At 64.6% G+C, this 16,640-nt stretch carries 14 protein-coding genes; 7 read left to right on the top strand and 7 right to left on the bottom strand.

Annotation, left to right across the window (positions count from 1 at the left end; translation table 11 throughout):
• Positions 1-25: 25 nt before the first annotated feature.
• The 5 genes from PQR42_RS09635 to glgC all read right to left on the bottom strand — a co-directional run bounded on the left by PQR42_RS09635 (position 26) and on the right by glgC (position 6,298).
• Positions 26-1,177: a branched-chain amino acid ABC transporter substrate-binding protein gene (locus PQR42_RS09635; protein WP_408207835.1), complete on the bottom strand. Its 1,152-nt coding sequence runs from the start codon at positions 1,175-1,177 to the stop codon at positions 26-28.
• A gap of 418 nt (positions 1,178-1,595) precedes the next feature.
• Positions 1,596-2,057, bottom strand: a complete 462-nt coding sequence (locus PQR42_RS09630) for a hypothetical protein (protein ID WP_408386084.1) — start codon at positions 2,055-2,057, stop codon at positions 1,596-1,598.
• A 296-nt stretch (positions 2,058-2,353) separates the two neighbouring features.
• Positions 2,354-3,220, bottom strand: a complete 867-nt coding sequence (gene pdxY / locus PQR42_RS09625; RefSeq protein ID WP_132375065.1) for a pyridoxal kinase PdxY — start codon at positions 3,218-3,220, stop codon at positions 2,354-2,356.
• A gap of 293 nt (positions 3,221-3,513) precedes the next feature.
• Positions 3,514-4,974, bottom strand: a complete 1,461-nt coding sequence (gene glgA / locus PQR42_RS09620; RefSeq protein WP_408386086.1) for a glycogen synthase GlgA — start codon at positions 4,972-4,974, stop codon at positions 3,514-3,516.
• 61 nt (positions 4,975-5,035) lie between these two features.
• Positions 5,036-6,298, bottom strand: a complete 1,263-nt coding sequence (gene glgC / locus PQR42_RS09615) for a glucose-1-phosphate adenylyltransferase (RefSeq protein ID WP_408207828.1) — start codon at positions 6,296-6,298, stop codon at positions 5,036-5,038.
• A 406-nt stretch (positions 6,299-6,704) separates the two neighbouring features.
• On the opposite strand from glgC, the gene PQR42_RS09610 reads away from it, so the two are divergent.
• Positions 6,705-7,856 carry an alpha/beta fold hydrolase gene (locus PQR42_RS09610; RefSeq protein WP_408386088.1) on the top strand — a complete coding sequence of 384 codons (1,152 nt, stop codon included), beginning with the start codon at positions 6,705-6,707 and terminating at the stop codon, positions 7,854-7,856.
• A gap of 88 nt (positions 7,857-7,944) precedes the next feature.
• Here the strand turns inward: PQR42_RS09610 and PQR42_RS09605 are convergent, their stop codons facing one another.
• Positions 7,945-8,937 carry an LLM class flavin-dependent oxidoreductase gene (locus PQR42_RS09605; protein WP_408386090.1) on the bottom strand — a complete coding sequence of 331 codons (993 nt, stop codon included), beginning with the start codon at positions 8,935-8,937 and terminating at the stop codon, positions 7,945-7,947.
• A 307-nt stretch (positions 8,938-9,244) separates the two neighbouring features.
• Here PQR42_RS09605 and PQR42_RS09600 point away from each other — a divergent pair, with 307 nt between their 5' ends.
• From PQR42_RS09600 to PQR42_RS09580, 5 genes are all read left to right on the top strand, one after another.
• Positions 9,245-10,324 (top strand): LLM class flavin-dependent oxidoreductase, encoded by a 1,080-nt coding sequence (locus PQR42_RS09600; RefSeq protein ID WP_408386092.1) that lies wholly within the window; start codon positions 9,245-9,247, stop codon positions 10,322-10,324.
• Between the two features lie 11 nt (positions 10,325-10,335).
• Complete coding sequence (locus PQR42_RS09595; RefSeq protein ID WP_408386094.1) at positions 10,336-11,160, top strand: class II aldolase/adducin family protein; 825 nt, start codon at positions 10,336-10,338, stop codon at positions 11,158-11,160.
• A gap of 61 nt (positions 11,161-11,221) precedes the next feature.
• A complete protein-coding gene (locus PQR42_RS09590) occupies positions 11,222-12,235 on the top strand; it encodes an ABC transporter substrate-binding protein (RefSeq protein WP_408386096.1) in 1,014 nt (337 codons plus the stop codon).
• Positions 12,236-12,269: 34 nt separating this feature from the next.
• On the top strand, positions 12,270-12,881 hold the full coding sequence (locus tag PQR42_RS09585) for a cysteine dioxygenase family protein (RefSeq protein WP_408386098.1): 612 nt from the start codon (positions 12,270-12,272) through the stop codon (positions 12,879-12,881).
• Positions 12,878-14,479: a rhodanese-related sulfurtransferase gene (locus tag PQR42_RS09580; RefSeq protein ID WP_408207808.1), complete on the top strand. Its 1,602-nt coding sequence runs from the start codon at positions 12,878-12,880 to the stop codon at positions 14,477-14,479. Before PQR42_RS09585 ends, PQR42_RS09580 begins: the two co-directional genes overlap by 4 nt.
• A gap of 74 nt (positions 14,480-14,553) precedes the next feature.
• On the opposite strand, the gene PQR42_RS09575 is transcribed toward PQR42_RS09580, so the two are convergent.
• Positions 14,554-15,465 carry a LysR family transcriptional regulator gene (locus PQR42_RS09575; RefSeq protein ID WP_408386100.1) on the bottom strand — a complete coding sequence of 304 codons (912 nt, stop codon included), beginning with the start codon at positions 15,463-15,465 and terminating at the stop codon, positions 14,554-14,556.
• 188 nt (positions 15,466-15,653) lie between these two features.
• On the opposite strand from PQR42_RS09575, the gene PQR42_RS09570 reads away from it, so the two are divergent.
• Entirely contained in the window at positions 15,654-16,640 is a 987-nt protein-coding gene (locus PQR42_RS09570; RefSeq protein ID WP_408386102.1) for an ABC transporter substrate-binding protein, read from the top strand.

Raw genomic sequence — 16,640 nt, 5'->3', positions numbered from 1 at the left:
AACCCGTGCCGGGATCACAAGTCGCTTAACTCCCGCTCTTCGTCACGATGGGCACCCACGCTCCATTCTTGACCTGATAGAGCGTCGATGCGCCGCTCTTCAACGCGCCGGTGTTGTCGAAGGAAATCTTGCCGGTCACGCCTTCGAAATCGATGGCCTTGAGCGCGGGTCGGTAGTCGTTCGGCGAGCTGGACTTGGCCTTCTGCATCGCCTTGATCGCGGCCCATGCGCCGTCATAGCCGAACGGCGCATAGGACAGGATATCCACCCCGAAGCGCTTCTTGAACTTCGAGGAGAAATCCTTGCCGCCAGGCAACTGCGCGAGTGGCCGTCCATATTCCCAGGCCATCACGCCTTCAGCAGAATCGCCGGCCAGCTTGATGAAATCCTGATCCATCACGCCGCCGCCGCCCACCAGTTGTGCGTTCATGCCCAGTTGCTTCATGCGCTTGGCAAAGCCCGCGGCCTGCGTGTCCAATCCGCCGAAGAAGATCAGATCGGCATTGGTCGATTTGATCTTGGTGATCTGCGTGCTGAAGTCGACCGCTTTGTTGTCGGTGTATTCACGCGTCACGAGGTTGCCACCGTGCGCTTTCACCGCTTTCTCGAACTCGTCGGCCTCGCCTTGGCCGAACGCGGTCCGGTCGTCGATGATCGCGATGCGTTTGGCCTTGGTCACTTCCACCGCATACACGCCCGCGTTGCCGGCGTTCTGCGCATCGGTGGAAATCACCATGAAGGTGTTCGCGAAGCCGCGTCCGGTGATGATCGGATTGGTGGCGGCCGGGTCGATCACCGGAATGCCGGCCTGCTCGTAGACCTGCGAGGCCGGAATCGTCGTGCCCGAGTTGAAGTGGCCCACCACGGCCGACACGCCCGCGTCGACCAGCTTTTGCGCGGCCTGCACGCCGACGCGCGGGTCGGCCTGGTCGTCCTCGGAGACGATCTGGAATTGGGCCACCTTGTCGCCGATCTTGATCTTCTGCGCGTTGGCTTCCTCGAGCGCGAGCCGGACGCCGTTCTCCAGGTCCTTGCCGTAGCCGGCGTTGGCGCCCGTCAGCGGCGCGGCAAATCCGACCTTCACCGGCAGGTCGTCGGCGTAGCTGGCCGGCGGCACGATGGCGAAGATAGCGCCAACGAACAGGGCAAGCGGTTTCAGCGTGTAGCGAAGACTCATGGTCTCTCCTTCCATCGACAGTTTCAGGTTGTGAAAGCGGCAAGGCAGTAGCGCTGGATCGACGCGCAAGCATGGACTTCGCATGGCGCGCATCGAGAGACTACGGATGATCGGTCGCTTTGAACAATGCGGGAATGCGCGCACTTGCCTTCAGGCGGAGATCAATCTGGCGCGAATATAGAAAGCCAATTTGCCGTCGTCTTGGCAGTTCGTGGCACTTTGAATGAGCATTTCGGCATAGGCGGCGCAGCGCGTTCGCTGGCGGCGTGTCAGCGCTGATGCGTGGGTGCGGATTGCGGCATATGCTTAAGAGACCGGCGCGAACGCGCCGGCGGTGATTGCGGCGCAGCGGCGGGAGCGATCCCGCGCCTGCGCAATGCGCCGAGGTAAAGCTTTGCTGTGAGCTAAAGCCGGGCGTTCAATGCTCGCCTTGCTGGCGCAACAACTCCTCGCGCAGACGCAGCAGCGGCGCCTTGGTGTCGTCGTCGGCCCAGGTGTCGAGGTCGTCGATGGCGCGCTGGCAGCCGTCGAGCACGAGGTCGAGATCCACCGGCACGCCGTTGTTCAGCGCGAACTCGATGGTCTCGGCGAACTGCTGGCATTCGTCCTCGCCGTACGAGATGTCGAGGTTGTCGGCGATCACTTCGGCGATATTGCTGCGCGCCTTGTCGTCAGCCGTCACCATGTCGACGATGCCGCGCGCCACGGCCGGCGAATAGTACAGCGCGATGTCGAGCCACTGCGCGGGATCGAAGTCGGCCTGGTCGAACTGGCTTTCGAAGAACTCGATCGCTTCCTGTTCGTGCACCTCGTCAGCGTCGACGCTGATGCACAACTGCTCAAAATATTCTTCCCGCTCGCTGCGGATATAACCGTCCATCGATGCCTCGTCTGCTGAATGCCGGATGCCTGAAAAATGCGGAGTGGGCGGGCGGGTGCCTCGTCCACGCGGCACGCATTATAGGACGGGCGGCTGACAGTCGAGAGACGCGGCGCGGATCGGCTGCCACGAGGCGTACATTACGGATTGCTTGCGCTGCGAAAAAACTGCCTTGAGGACGGTGGGATGATCCGACGCACTTTACGCGTTCAGGCGCGGCGACCGCAGCCCACGCCGATGACGCGCGCCGCGTTCCGCACAAGACGCGTCGAACACGCCTACGCTGCGCCCGCCACCTACGCCGTATCCGCCACCCACGCATCGAACCACTCGCGCGGCTGCGCGATTTCATTCTGCGCGGCCACCAGTTCGAGTTCATAGCGGCCGGCCTGCCAGGTCGTCTTCACCACCGCGTTCACGGCGGCCAGCGTGTGCTCGAAGGCCGCGCGAATCGAATCGCCGAGCAGCGTACGCGCGACGAACACCGCGCTCGTCAGATCGCCTACCCCCACCGGTTGCCGCGCGAACGGATAGAGCGGGCGTTGCCCCATCCACGATTCACGTTCGGTGACGACCAGCATGTTGAAACGGTCGGCGGGACTGTTGCGATCGAGCAGATGTTTGACCAGCACCAGCTTCGGCCCGCGTGCGATGAGTTCGCGGCATGCCGTCACGGCTTCTTCCAGCGTCTCGATCTCGCGTCCCACCAGGCGCTGCAATTCGGTGTGATTCGGCGCCATCGCGTCGGCCATCTCGGGCATGGTGCGCACAAGAAATTCCTGGATGCCCGGCTCGACCTTGCAACCGCTCGCGGCGCCCATCACAGGATCGCAGAAGTACCAGGCGCGCGGATTGGCGGCCTTCACGGCCTTGACGATTTCCAGCACCGACTGCGCCTGTTCGGGCGTGCCCAGATAGCCGGACAGCACGGCATCGCAGCGCGGCAGCATGCCGATCGCGCCGATGCCGTCGACCAGATCCTCCATTTGCGAGCCGTCGATCGCGCTGCCGGTCCAATGGCCGTATTGCGTGTGGTTCGAGAACTGCACGGTATTGAGCGGCCAGACGTTGACGCCGAGCCGACGCATCGGAAACACGGCTGCGCTATTGCCGGCGTGACCGAAGACGACATGTGACTGGATGCTCAGAACGTTTTTCGTCATGGTGTGGCCCGCGCAAACGGGTAGGCGCGATCAATGAAAACGGGAAGGGTGCGCCGCGGCGGCGATCCGGCTAGCACCGGACGCTTCATGCGGCAGGACTGCTTCAGATGGTGCAGGAAATCGGCACACTCTGCATCGTCAGGAAACAATACATGAGTTTGCCTTGCGCGAGTCGATCCGTCCCCGCGTTGTTGCGCCGAACCATCAGACGTGAGCGTGGTGAAGGACGGTCGCGAAGCCGTCCCTGGCTCATAAAAAGATGCGTCGCCCGGTTGCCCAACAGCCGTTCGAGCTCAGGCGAGCTCGCGATACAACGCCAGATAACGCTCCGCCGAGGCGCCCCAGCCGAAGTCCTGACGCATCGCGCGCCGCTGGGTCGCCTTCCATTCGGTGCGGCGCCCATAGAGCGCAAAGGCGCGGCGGATCGCGGCGCCGATACCCTTCGGTCCGAATCGCTCGAACACGAAACCGGTGGCGAGGTCGTCGGCGAGATTTTCGAGCGAGGCGTCCACCACCGTGTCCGCGAGACCGCCCACGCAGTGCACGAGCGGCAGCGATCCATACGCCAGCGCATACAGTTGCGTCAGACCGCACGGCTCGAAACGCGAGGGCACTGCGATCACGTCGCTGCCCGCGACGATCGTATGCGCGAGCGTTTCGTCGAATCCCAGTTCCACCGCCACGGATTCGGGATGCGTATGCGCGACGCGTTTCAAACCGTTCTCCAGCGCCGGGTCGCCGGTGCCGAAGACGATCAGTTGCCCGCCGTGCTTGACGATTTCGGGCACCGCCTCGAGCAGCAGGTCGAGGCCTTTCTGCTCGGTCAGGCGGCTCACCACGCCGAACAGTAGCGCATCGCTTTTCTGCGCGAGGCCGAAGCGTTTTTGCAATGCTTCCTTGCACGCCAGTTTGCCGGCGAGCCGCGTCGCGCTGTAGTGGTTCTCGAGCAGCGTATCGGTGCCGGGGCACCAGACCGTGTAGTCGACGCCGTTCAGAATGCCGCTCAGATCGTGCGAGCGATGGCGCAGCAGGCCGTCGAGCCCGCCGCCCTGGGCGAGCGTCTGGATTTCGCGTGCATAGGTCGGGCTGACGGTGGTGATGCGGTCGCTGTAGTAGAGGCCCGCCTTGAGAAACGACAGTTGCCCGTAGAACTCGACGCCATGCACGGCGAAATAATCGTCCGGCAGGCCGAGCTGACTGAACTGATGCGCGGGAAACACGCCTTGATACGCGAGGTTGTGCACCGTGAAGACGCTGCGCGCGAAGCGGCGGCCATGCTGGCGTTCCGCGGCTTTCAGATAGGCCGGCGCGAGCCCCGCGTGCCAGTCGTGCGCGTGGACGATCTGCGGCGACCACGCCGGATCCAGTTGCTGCGCGAGTTGCGCGGCGACCCAGCCGAGCAGCGCGAAACGCTGGGCGTTGTCGCCGTACGGCACGTGCTCGTCGTTCAGATAGGGATTGCCGGGCCGGTCATACAGCGTGGCCGCGCGGATCACATAGACCACCAGGCCGTTCGACGCCAGCGTGCCTCGCTCGAGCGTGACGCCCGGCGCGTCGAAGCGGCGGCCCAGTTGCGCGACCGGCGCCAGATCGGTCAGGCCGGCGACCACCGCCGGAAAGCCGGGTAACAGCACCCGCACATCGGCGCCGCGCTCGATCAGCGCAGGCGGCAACGCGCCCGCGACGTCGGCGAGACCGCCCGTTTTGAGGAGGGGATACAGCTCGCTTGCGACGTGCAGGGCGCGAATCGTCATAGGCTCCGTCTCTGTCCTGTTAGTGCGGGTTGGGTGGGCCGGCGGCAACCGGCCTGACTGACTACGCCTTCTGTTGCAACGCTTCCGGCGTGACCAGCACGACGCCGTCGTCGGTACGGTAGAAGCGCTCGGCGTCGCTCACCGGATCTTCGCCGATCACCGTGCCGTCCGGTATCGCGCAGCCGCGGTCTATCACCACCTTCTGCAACCGGCAGCTCGCGCCGACGGTGACCTGCGGCAACAAGACTGCCTCATTGATGTTACAGAACGAACTCACTTTCACATTCGACGACAGCACCGAGCGCGAAATCTGCGAGCCCGAGATCACGCAGCCGCCGCACACGATCAGATTGTTGCCCGAGCCTTGCAGCCCCTTCAGGTCGCGCACGAACTTGGCGGGCGGCAACTGTTCCTGATACGTCCAGATCGGCCAGTTGCGATCGTAGAGATCGAGCGTCGGGATGGTGGAAGCGAGGTCGAGATTGGCGGCCCAGTAGGCGTCGATCGTGCCGACGTCGCGCCAATACGGCTCCACGTTCGGATCCGACGACACGCACGACATGCTGAACGGATGCGCGATCGCCGTGCCTTGCGTGACGACGCGCGGCAGGATGTCCTTGCCGAAGTCGTGATCGGTGTCGACGGTGGAGATGTTCTCTTCGAGCAGCGAATACAGATAATCCGCGCTGAACACGTAGATGCCCATGCTGGCGAGCGCCATATCCGGGCGGCCGGGCATGGCGGGCGGGTCGGCGGGCTTTTCCACGAAGCCGGTCACGCGGCGGTTTTCGTCGACGTGCATCACGCCGAAGGCCACCGCCTCCATGCGCGGCACTTCGATACAGCCGACCGTGCAGTCCGCGCCGCTTTCCGCGTGGTCGGCGATCATGCGCGTGTAGTCCATCTTGTAGATGTGGTCGCCCGCCAGCACCACCACGTATTTCGGCCGGATCGAACGGATGATGTCGAGGTTCTGGAACACCGCGTCCGCGGTGCCGCGATACCAGTGCGCGCCTTCCACGCGCTGTTGCGCGGGCCACAAGTCGATGAATTCGCCCATCTCGCCGCGCAGAAAACTCCAGCCGCGCTGCAGATGCCGCAAGAGCGAGTGTGCCTTGTACTGCGTGACGACCGCGATGCGGCGGATGCCGGAGTTCAGACAGTTGGAGAGCGCGAAGTCGATGATCCGGTATTTGCCGCCGAAGTGCACGGCCGGCTTGACGCGTTTGTTGGTAAGCGGCCCGAGCCGCGTGCCCCGTCCGCCCGCAAGGACGATGGCGAGGGTGGTGCGTTGCAGATCGTTCAGCCGTGCCGGAGTGTCCATGTCTGTCTCCTGATTAGTATGCCCCGGATGGTTTGGTCGCTTGCTCTCCGCTGATGAATCGTGCTGCGAGGCGGCTCCGTCTTCGCGGGCCCGTCTGCTAGTTCTAGCACTGATTTGCCGCGGGCGAGTAGTCTGAATTGTGCGGATGCCGCTCGTGCGCCCACCTTGCGCACGATCACCCCTTGCATCGCGGCGATCCGTGCGCCACGACACACATAGAGCGTGAGGTGCCGAGCTGCAATATGCGTGCCACGCCCGCTATGCCGCTGTCAGCCAGCGCCGGCGGCAGCAGAGTCGGGCGGCGCGTCGTAGAATCGTGCGCTCCCGGCCGGAGGTTCGGGCGTTGGTCTCACCGTGCGTTTGCCTCGCATGCCTTCCGTGTGTTCTCCCTTTAGAAAAAACTTCGATGAGTTTTCGCCGCCTGTCCTTGCTCGCCACGCTGAGCGTTTGCGCGCTAGCCGCCACCTCCGCGCCCGCCGTTTTGGCGGCGTCAGCCGCCACGCCGGCGAGCGCCGCCGCGCCCGCGAGTGCCGCCGCGCGGAGCCAGGCGAGCGTGGCTAGTCCGGCCAGCCAGGCCGTTTCCGCCGCGACGAGCGCCGCCGGCGATACCGGTCAGGCTTACGGTCCCGAGTTGCAAGGGTTCAACTATCCGGCGCCGGTCGAACAGTACGACTTCACCTCGCAAGGGGTGGCGCTGCATATGGCGTACATGGATATCAAGCCGGCGAAGGCGAACGGCCGCACAGCGGTGCTGCTGCACGGCAAGAATTTCTGCGCGGCGACGTGGGATGTGACCATTCATCGGCTGAGCGACGCAGGTTATCGCGTGATCGCGCCGGACCAGATCGGCTTTTGCAAGTCGAGCAAGCCCGAGCACTATCAGTACAGTTTTCAACAGCTCGCGCGCAATACGCATGCGTTGCTGGAATCGCTCGGCGTGACCGACGCGACCATGATCGGCCATTCCACCGGCGGCATGCTGGCGATCCGCTACGCGCTGATGTATCCGCGCGAGACGCAGCAACTGGTGCTGGTCAACCCGATTGGTCTGGAGGACTGGAAGGCGAAGGGCGTGCCCTCCTTATCCGTGGATCAATGGTATGAGCGGGAACTGAAGACGACCGCCGAAGGCATTCGCCGCTACGAGCAGACCAACTATTACGCAGGGCAGTGGCGCGCCAACTACGAACCGTGGGTGCAGATGCTGGCGGGCATGTATCGCGGCCCGGGCAAGCAGATCGTCGCGTGGAATTCCGCGTTGCTGGACGATATGATTTATACGCAGCCGGTGGTGTACGAACTGGGGCAGTTGAGCGTGCCGACGCTGTTGCTGATCGGGCAGAAGGACACCACGGCGATCGGCAAGGATGCCGCGTCTGCCGAGGTGCGTGAGAAGATCGGCCATTACCCGGAGCTTGGCAAGGCCGCGGCGAAGGCGATCCCGCATGCGACGCTTGTCGAATTCGCCGAACTGGGGCATGCGCCGCAGATGCAGGATCCGCAGGCGTTTCATAAGGCGTTGCTGGATGGGCTCGCGGCGGTGCCGGCGAACCGGTGAGTCAATAGTCGGCTGACTCTCGCAGATCGAAAAAAGGGCAGCCGCTGGCTGCCCTTTCTACATTCGTCGACGTAATTACCTGCCTTACTTACCCGCCCGCCAACTCCTCCCGCACTTGCGCGCCAATCTCAAACGAACGCAACCGCGCCTTGTGATCATAAATCTGCGCGGTCAGCATCAACTCATCGGCACCGGTTTGATCGATGACCGACTTCAAGCCTTCGCGCACCGCCTCACGATCGCCGAGCACCGTGCAGGCAAGCGAATGCGCCACGCCATTCAATTCCATCTCCGACGCCTCGAGCCGTTCGACTGGCGGCTGCAACTGACCCGGCGTGCCGCGTCGCAAGTTGATGAACTGCTGCTGCAACGAGGTGAAAAGACGCTGCGCCTCTTCGTTCGTATCGGCGGCGAACAGATTGACGCCGACCATCGCATACGGCTTGTCGAGCGTAGCCGACGGACGGAATTGCGAGCGATACACCTGCAACGCCGTCAGCATGTAATCCGGCGCGAAATGCGAAGCGAACGCGAACGGCAACCCTAACGCCGCCGCGAGTTGCGCGCTGAAAAGCGACGAGCCGAGCAGCCACAGCGGCACGTTCAGTCCCGCGCCCGGCACCGCGCGAATGCGCTGGCCCGGCACGGGGTCGGCGAAATAACGCTGCAATTCGACAACATCGTCGGGAAACGAATCCGCGCTGTTTTGCAGATCGCGACGCAGCGCGCGAGCGGTGCTCTGATCCGTGCCGGGCGCGCGGCCGAGACCCAGGTCGATGCGGTCGGGATAAAGCGAGGCGAGCGTGCCGAACTGTTCGGCGATGACGAGCGGCGCATGGTTCGGCAGCATGATGCCGCCCGAGCCGACGCGTATCGTTTTCGTGCCGCCCGCGACATAGCCGATCACCACCGAGGTCGCCGCGCTGGCAATGCCCGTCATGTTGTGATGTTCCGCGAGCCAGAAGCGGCGGTAGTTCCAGCTTTCCGCGTGCTGGGCGAGGTCGAGCGTATTCCTGAACGCATCTGCCGGTGTGGCGCCCGCGGTGACCGGCGAGAGGTCGAGGACCGAGAAGGGGATCATTGTCTGTTCACTTGTTGTTTCCGGCGCTGTCGCGCGATGGGGCATTCTCGCAAAGCTTGCGTTTTTCTGCTGACGGCGCCGCGATGTCCACGTTCGTGAAATGGGGTTTGCCCGCACGCCGTGTCGGGAAGGCAAAACGCCGTGCCAGAAGCGCAGAGCGTTACATGCAAATCCGATATAGATATGGCCGATCAATATTTAACAAGCGCATGTCGCGCTGCTACCTTAACCCCTCGCACGAAAGCCATGCATCCAGCCAGTCACGTCACCGCCCCGCCGGGCAGAAACCATTCAGGGAGACACGAACGTGTCCATCGAATTCATCGGCATGATCCAGACCCGCAAGGTGTCCGAAACCCACGCGGCGCAGGGTCCCGTCATCGACATCGATTACGTCGAGCAGTTTGCTCGCGCGCATGAGGAAGCGGGCTTCGATCGCGTTCTCGTGCCGCATCATTCCACCAGCCCTGATGCGCTGTTGACGATCGCGCACGCCGCGAGCGTGACCAGCAAGGTGAACTTCATGCTCGCGCATCGGCCGGGCTTTGTCGCGCCGACGCTCGCCGCGCGTCAACTGGCGACGCTCGATCACTATTCGGGCGGCCGTCTCGCGGTGCACATCATCTCCGGCGGCGACGACACGGATCAGCGCCGCGACGGCGACTTCCTCTCGCACGACGAACGCTATGCCCGCACGGACGAGTACCTGCATATCCTGCGGCGCATCTGGACCGAAACCAAACCGTTCGATCACAACGGCCAGTACTATCGCTTCGAACAGGGCTTCTCCGAAGTCAAGCCCGTGCAGCAGCCGCATATTCCGGTGTACTTCGGTGGCGCATCGGCGCCCGCGCTCGAAATCGCCGGCCGTCACGCGGACGTCTACGCGCTGTGGGGCGAGTCGAAGGCGCAAGTGCGCGAGCAGGTCGCCCGCGTACGCGCGGAAGCCGCGAAGCACGGCCGCAGCGTGCGCTTCTCGGTGTCGTTCCGGCCGATTCTCGCGGCGACGGAAGCGGCGGCCTGGGAGCGTGCGGAACACATCCTCGAAGAGACGAAGCGGCTGCGCGCGGCGCAAGGCATTGGCGTGGGTGGCCCGGCGCAAAGCGAAGGCGCACGGCGATTGCTCGCGGCATCGGGCGATTCGGATCGCGTGGATGAACGTTTGTGGACCGGCGTCGCCAAGGAAATCGGCGGACGCTCGAATTCGACCGCGCTGGTCGGCACGCCGGAACAGGTGGCCGATACGCTCGCCGAGTATTACGCGCTCGGCGTCTCGACGTTCCTCGTACGCGGCTTCGATCCGCTGGAAGACGCCATCGATTACGGCCGTGAACTGATTCCCGCGACCCGCGAACGCATTACGCGCGTCGAGCGCGTCGCGGCGTGAACGGAGGCGCGATGACCGATCTTTCTCTCACTACCTTTGCGAAGGCACCACCGGCAATCCGGCGTCATGCGCCGCTGCGCAAATTCTGGTTCGACGATGTTCCGCCGCGCGAGAGCATCGCAGCGGAACGTCGCTATCGGCAGGAGCGGCTCGCCGTGGCGTTTCGTCTGTTCGCGCGCTACGGTTTCGATCAGGGGCTCGCCGGCCACATCACCGCGCGCGATCCGGAATGGCCCGATCACTTCTGGGTGAATCCGTTCGGCAAGCATTTCAGCCGCATCCGCGTGTCCGATCTGTTGCTCGTGAATGCCGAGGGCGAGATCGTGGTCGGCGAGGGGCCGGTCAATCAGGCGGCCTTCGCGATTCATGCGGCGATTCACGAAGCGCGCCCCGACGTGGTCGCGGCGGCTCATACGCATTCGCTATACGGCAAGGCATGGTCGACGCTGGGCCGCACGCTCGATCCGCTAACACAGGACTCGTGCGCGTTCTATCAGGATCACGCGTTGTTCGACGATTTTCGCGGCGTCGTGCTCGATACCGATGAAGGCGCACGCATCGCCGCGGCGCTCGGCGAGCGCAAGGCGGTAATCCTGAAGAACCACGGCATTCTCACGGCCGGCCCGAGCGTCGAAGCGGCGGCGTGGTGGTACATCGCACTCGACAACGCATGCCACACCCAACTGCTCGCTGAAGCCGCGGGCGCGCCGCAAGCGATTCCGCACGACGTCGCCACGCTCACGCATGAGCAGGTCGGCCGCGCGGGCGGCGCGTTGTTCGCGTTTCAAAGCCTGCTGGAAGGGCTGGTCGAAGCCGAGCCCGACGTCCTCACCTGAACGCTCCCACACGATGACTCAACGTTCGAATTCGCCGGTTTCGCACCGGCGCCGCCGGCTCTTGGCTGCGCTGTCAACCACGTTACCGGCTGCGGCATGGCTCGGCGCCGGCAGCGCTTTGACTGCCCGAGGCGCCATTGCGGCCACGCCCACGCCCAACACCGCAACCGATCCGCATCTGGACCTAAGCAAAGTCCGCCTGCGCGTCGCCACTTACAAAGGCGGCGACGCCACGCTGCTGAAAACCGCGGGTCTGACCGATACGCCTTACACGATCGACTGGTCAGAATTTCAATCGGGCAACGCGATGGTCGAAGCGATGAACGGCGGCTCGCTCGATATCGCCTCGGGCAGCGAGATTCCACCGATCTTCGCGCGCCTGCAGAACGCACAGGTCCGCGTGATCGCCGTCTACAAGGACGATGTCAACAACCAGGTCGTGCTGGTGCCCAAAGGCTCGACGATCCGCTCGATCGCCGATCTGAAGGGCAAGCGCGTGGGTTACCTGCGCGCGACCACCACGCATTACTACCTGCTGCGCATGCTCGAGGAAGCAGGCCTCTCGTTCAACGACATCCAGGCGACCTCGCTGGCGCCGCGCGACGGCTTCGCCGCTTTCAACGCCGGTTCGCTCGATGCCTGGGCGATCTACGGCTACAACGTGCCGCTCGCGATCTCGCAAGCTGGTGCGCGCGTGCTGAAAAACGCCAACGGCTATCTGTCTGGCAATTACCTGTACTACGGTCATCCGGCAACGCTCGCCGATCCGCTGCGGCGTGCCGCGTCGGCGGATCTGCTGGTGCGCCTGCAACGCGCGTGCACGTGGTTCAGCCAGCATCAGGACGCGTACGCGAAGGTGCTGTCCGCCGAGTTGCGCGTGCCGGAGGAGGCGATCCTCTCGCTCTATCGCAACCAGAGCCAGGCGCGCCGCGTCACCGGCATCACGGCGGCGGATATCGCCAGCGAGCAGCAGGTGGCCGATACCTTCGCGCGTGCCGCCGTGATCGAACGGCGTGTCGATGTCGCACCGCTGTGGACCGACACCTTCAACACCGCGCTCGCCCACGGTGCGTGAGCGCGCCATTCGAACCTATCTTCGGAAACACTCGATGACTCAAGCCCTGAGGCCGGACCGCCTGCGCGCGTTCGCCGGCCGGATTGCGTCGCTCGTCGACGAAGCGGCGCCCGAAGCGCATCTGCTGGAGACCGGCGGCGCCGCGCTGCGCGAACTGATCGCCCACGACGATTGGCTGCCCGATGCCTTCGCGCAACCCGATCCCGACCGGTACCAGCAGTACCTCCTGTACGCCGACGCGCGGCAGCGTTTTTCAATCGTCAGTTTTGTGTGGGGACCCGGGCAGGCGACGCCGGTGCACGATCACACCGTCTGGGGTTTGATCGGCGTGCTGCGTGGCGCGGAAATTGCACAGGGTTACCGTATCGCCGCGGACGGCGCGTTGAAGGAAGACGGCGCGGCAAAACGACTCGACGCCGGCGCCGTGGATGCGGTGTCGCCGCGCATCGGCGATATTCATCGCGTGAGTAACGCTTTTAGTGACCGTACGTCGATCAGCATTCACGTGTACGGTGCAAATATCGGCGCGGTGAAACGGTCCGTCTTCCATGTGGACGGCGCCGCCCGCAAGCCCTTTGTCTCCGGCTACGCGAACGACGTGTTGCCGAATATCTGGAATGTTGCGAAGGAGTCCCCGATCTCATGAGTTTCGTTCAGGCATTTCGTACCCGATCATTCGAAGACGTGCGCCGCGCACTGCTCGAGCGCGAGGAAATCGCGCTCGTCGACGTGCGCGAGGAAGATCCGCACGCCCGCAGTCATCCGCTGTTCGCCGCCAATCTGCCGCTGTCGCGGCTCGAACTCGATGCGCCCGTGCGTTTGCCGCGCCAGGCGGTGCCCATCGTGGTGTTCGATTCCGGCGAAGGACTCGCTGAACGCGCCGCGCGCCGTCTGGGCGAGCTGGGCTATACCGACGTCACCCTGCTTGAAGGCGGTTTGCAAGGTTGGCGCGAGGCCGGCGGCGAGCTGTTCCAGGACGTCAACGTGCCGAGCAAGGCGTTCGGCGAACTGGTGGAAAGCGTGCGTCATACGCCGTCGCTGGCCGCGGCGCAGGTGCAGGCGCTGCTCGATCATGAAGCCGACGCGGTGGTGCTCGACGCCCGCCGCTTCGACGAATATCACACCATGAATATTCCCGGCAGCATCAGCGTGCCGGGCGCGGAACTGGTGCTGCGCGCGCGCCAGCTGGCGCCGAATCCGGCGACGCGGATCATCGTCAATTGCGCGGGGCGCACGCGCAGCATCATCGGCGCGCAGTCGCTGATCAATGCGGGCGTGCCGAACCCTGTCGTGGCGCTGCGCAATGGCACGATCGGCTGGACGCTGGCCGGTCAGGCGCTCGCGCACGGCAGTTCGCGCCGCTTCGAGCCGATTGTCGACGATCAGTTGCGCCTCGCCGCCGCCGATTCGGCGCGCACGGTGGCGGATCGCGCGAAGGTGGGCCGCACTTCACGCGACGAAGCGCGCCGCTGGGCCGGCGAAGCGGTACGCACCGTGTATCGCTTCGACGTGCGCACGCCGGAAGAATACGAAGCGGGCCACGTGCCTGGTTTTCGCAGCGCACCGGGCGGCCAGCTCGTGCAGGAAACCGATATGTTCGCGCCGGTGCGCGGCGCGCGCGTGATCCTCGCGGATAACGACGGCGTGCGCGCGAACATGACCGCGTCGTGGCTCGCGCAGATGAATATCGAGGTGTATGTCGTCGATGGGTTGATGGCGGCGGACTTCGGCGAGAAAGGCGCGGCGCCCGCGGTCCGTCATGCGCCCACGCCGCCCGACGCCGATGAGATCACGCCGGCCGGACTGGTCACGCTGCTGCAATCGCGGGGCACCGCCGTACTCGATTTCACCAGCAGCGCGAACTATGTGAAGCGGCATATTCCCGGCGCGTGGTTCGTGATTCGCGGCGAACTCGAGAAAGCGCTGCACAAGCTGCCGGATGCACAGCGTTTCGTCGCGACCTGTGGCAGCAGCGAACTCGCGCGCTTCGCCGCTCCCGAAGTGGCGGCATTGACCGGCAAGCCGGTGCAGGTGCTGAGCGGCGGCACGACGGCGTGGATCGAAGCGGGCTTGCCGCTCGAGAGCGGCGAGACGCGCATGGCGTCGCCGCGCATCGATCGTTACCGGCGGCCTTATGAGGGCACCGATAACGCGCGCGAAGCGATGAACGCGTATCTGGAATGGGAGTATGGTCTCGTCGCGCAACTGGGGCGCGACGGCACGCATGGGTTTCGCGTGATCTGAGCGGTTTGCCTGGACGAAGCGGTCGAGGTAGGCGAAGCGGTCGAACCAGCCGAAGCGAACGAGGGCGGCGCGGCTCAGGCCGCGCGCTGCGCGCGCGCTTCCTTGAACTGCCGCTCGACGGCCGCGCCGAAGCGCTCAACCGGCTGTTGCAGTTTGCCGAGCACGCGCGGCTGCACGAGCCAGATGTCGATCAGCGGCTTGAAGTCGCTGATCGGAACGATATCGAGCGTGTCCGCGTGCGCGCTCGCCTGGAGTAAAGGCAGCGGCACGAGACCAAGACCGTTGCCATCCGCGACGAGTTGCAATTGCAATTCAGTGCCGAGCGTTTCCAGGTTCAGCTTGAGGGCGAGCCCGAGACCGGTGAGCGCGCGTTGCAGGCCGTCGCGGAATCCGCAGCCGTCCGGATTCAACACCCAGCCGATCGACTGGCATTCCGCCAGCGTATGCGCGCGCTTTTTCAGCAGCCCTTTCCGCGCGACCACCGCCAGTTTGATGCGGCCTAGCGAGCGGGCCGACAGCGCGTCGTCGAAGGTCTTGTTGCTGGGCAGCAGGATCGCCGCGGCGTCGAGTTCGCCCTGTTCCACGCGTTGCAGCAGCTGGCTGCCCCAGCCGGTCGACGCACGCGCCTGCAGATCGGGATAGTCCGCTTTCAGGCCGCGTATCGCCTCGCTGAGCGCGATATCCGCGATCGTCTGCGCGACGCCGAGGCGCAGCGTGCCGACCGGCGGCGTGTCGGTGGCGACGATCTCGCGCAGCACGTCGAGTTCGCGCTGGATCACGCGGCATTGTTCGTAGACGATGCGTCCCGTGGCCGTCGCCTTGAGCGGGCGCGTATTGCGGTCGAGCAGTTCGACGCCGAGCGCTTCCTCGAAATTCTGCAGCCGGCGCGTGATCGCCGGCTGCGTGAGGCCGAGCGAGAGCGCTGCCTGCTGCAGCGATTGACAGCGAATCACGGTGACGTAGGCGTCGATTTCGTCGATCTTCATGATGAGCGGTGAGCGGATAGAGGCGCAAAAGAATGCGCTCGATGATACCCGCGCCGACACCTGATCGCGTCGGGTCATGCAAGAAAATTTCGCATATTTGCTTAGCAGAATAATGCGTTTGTCTTATACAAAGGCGTGACTTATCGTCGATGGCAAATCAACTCGTTGCCACGACATACGCGCTGCCCATGACGACTTCCCGTTTTTCTTTCGCAATCCGATCTGTTCTGAAACGCGCGTTGTCCACAACGCCCGGCGTTGCCGCGCTTGCTGCGTCAGCATTACTGTGCGCCGCGCCTTCGTATGCCGCCGATGTGCCGGTGCTCAAGGTCGGCGACCAAGCCTTGCAAACGCGCGGCATTCTCGAAGCGTCCGGCCAGTTGAAGGACCTGCCGTACAAGATCGAATGGTTCAACTTCCCGGCAGCGCAGCCGCTCGGCGAAGCATTGAATGCGGGCGCGGTCGATGTCGGCGGTCTCGGCGATGCGCCGCTCGTCTTCGCGCTGGCCGCCGGCGCGCGGGTGAGGGCGGTCGCGGCGACACGCTCGAATCCGCTGGATCTGGCGATCGTGGTCGGCGCGCAGTCGCCGCTGAACGACGCGGCGAGTCTGAAGGGCAAGCGCATTGCCACGACGCGCGGCTCGATCGGCCACTACCTCGCGCTCGCCGCCTTGAAAAAGGCCAACGTGCCGCTCACCGACGTCACCTTCGTATTCCTCGCCCCCGCCGATGCGAAAGCGGCGCTCGCCTCGGGCAGCGTCGACGCATGGTCGGTCTGGGACCCGTACACCGCGCTCGGCGAAGCGCGCGATCACGACCGTATCATCGCCAACGGCGTCGGTCTGTCGGAAGGGCTGAGCTATCAGGTCGCGACCGAACGCGCGATCACCGAGAAACGCGCGCAACTCGCCGACTTTTTACGGCGGGTGGCGATCGGCCAGCGCTGGGCGCTTTCGCATCCCGACGAAGTCGCGACGATGCAGTCGCGCGTCACGGGCCTGCCGACCGATGTGCTGAAGACCGTCTATCAGCGCGGCCAGGTGCATCCGGTGGCGATCGACGACAGCGTCGTGGCCGCACAGCAGCGCACGGCGGACACCTATGAAGCCGCCAATGTGATCCGCGCGCATCTGGACGTGCGCCCGAGCTTCGATCGCAGCTTCCCTTTGCCTTGA

This window comes from Paraburkholderia sediminicola (assembly GCF_046027355.1).
Classification (GTDB): Bacteria; Pseudomonadota; Gammaproteobacteria; order Burkholderiales; family Burkholderiaceae; genus Paraburkholderia; species Paraburkholderia sediminicola_B.
The sequence above is the reverse complement of the archived record's forward strand: the minus strand, read 5'-3'. Positions and strand labels throughout refer to the sequence as shown.

What these genes read in the sequence shown, in the direction of transcription:
- PQR42_RS09635 (WP_408207835.1), bottom strand. Translation starts at nt 1,177, where the DNA reads ATGAGTCTTCGCTACACGCTGAAACCGCTTGCCCTGTTCGTTGGCGCT.
- PQR42_RS09630 (WP_408386084.1), bottom strand. Translation starts at nt 2,057, where the DNA reads ATGGACGGTTATATCCGCAGCGAGCGGGAAGAATATTTTGAGCAGTTG.
- pdxY (WP_132375065.1), bottom strand. Translation starts at nt 3,220, where the DNA reads ATGACGAAAAACGTTCTGAGCATCCAGTCACATGTCGTCTTCGGTCAC.
- glgA (WP_408386086.1), bottom strand. Translation starts at nt 4,974, where the DNA reads ATGACGATTCGCGCCCTGCACGTCGCAAGCGAGCTGTATCCCCTCCTC.
- glgC (WP_408207828.1), bottom strand. Translation starts at nt 6,298, where the DNA reads ATGGACACTCCGGCACGGCTGAACGATCTGCAACGCACCACCCTCGCC.
- PQR42_RS09610 (WP_408386088.1), top strand. Translation starts at nt 6,705, where the DNA reads ATGAGTTTTCGCCGCCTGTCCTTGCTCGCCACGCTGAGCGTTTGCGCG.
- PQR42_RS09605 (WP_408386090.1), bottom strand. Translation starts at nt 8,937, where the DNA reads ATGATCCCCTTCTCGGTCCTCGACCTCTCGCCGGTCACCGCGGGCGCC.
- PQR42_RS09595 (WP_408386094.1), top strand. Translation starts at nt 10,336, where the DNA reads ATGACCGATCTTTCTCTCACTACCTTTGCGAAGGCACCACCGGCAATC.
- PQR42_RS09585 (WP_408386098.1), top strand. Translation starts at nt 12,270, where the DNA reads ATGACTCAAGCCCTGAGGCCGGACCGCCTGCGCGCGTTCGCCGGCCGG.
- PQR42_RS09580 (WP_408207808.1), top strand. Translation starts at nt 12,878, where the DNA reads ATGAGTTTCGTTCAGGCATTTCGTACCCGATCATTCGAAGACGTGCGC.
- PQR42_RS09575 (WP_408386100.1), bottom strand. Translation starts at nt 15,465, where the DNA reads ATGAAGATCGACGAAATCGACGCCTACGTCACCGTGATTCGCTGTCAA.
- PQR42_RS09570 (WP_408386102.1), top strand. Translation starts at nt 15,654, where the DNA reads ATGACGACTTCCCGTTTTTCTTTCGCAATCCGATCTGTTCTGAAACGC.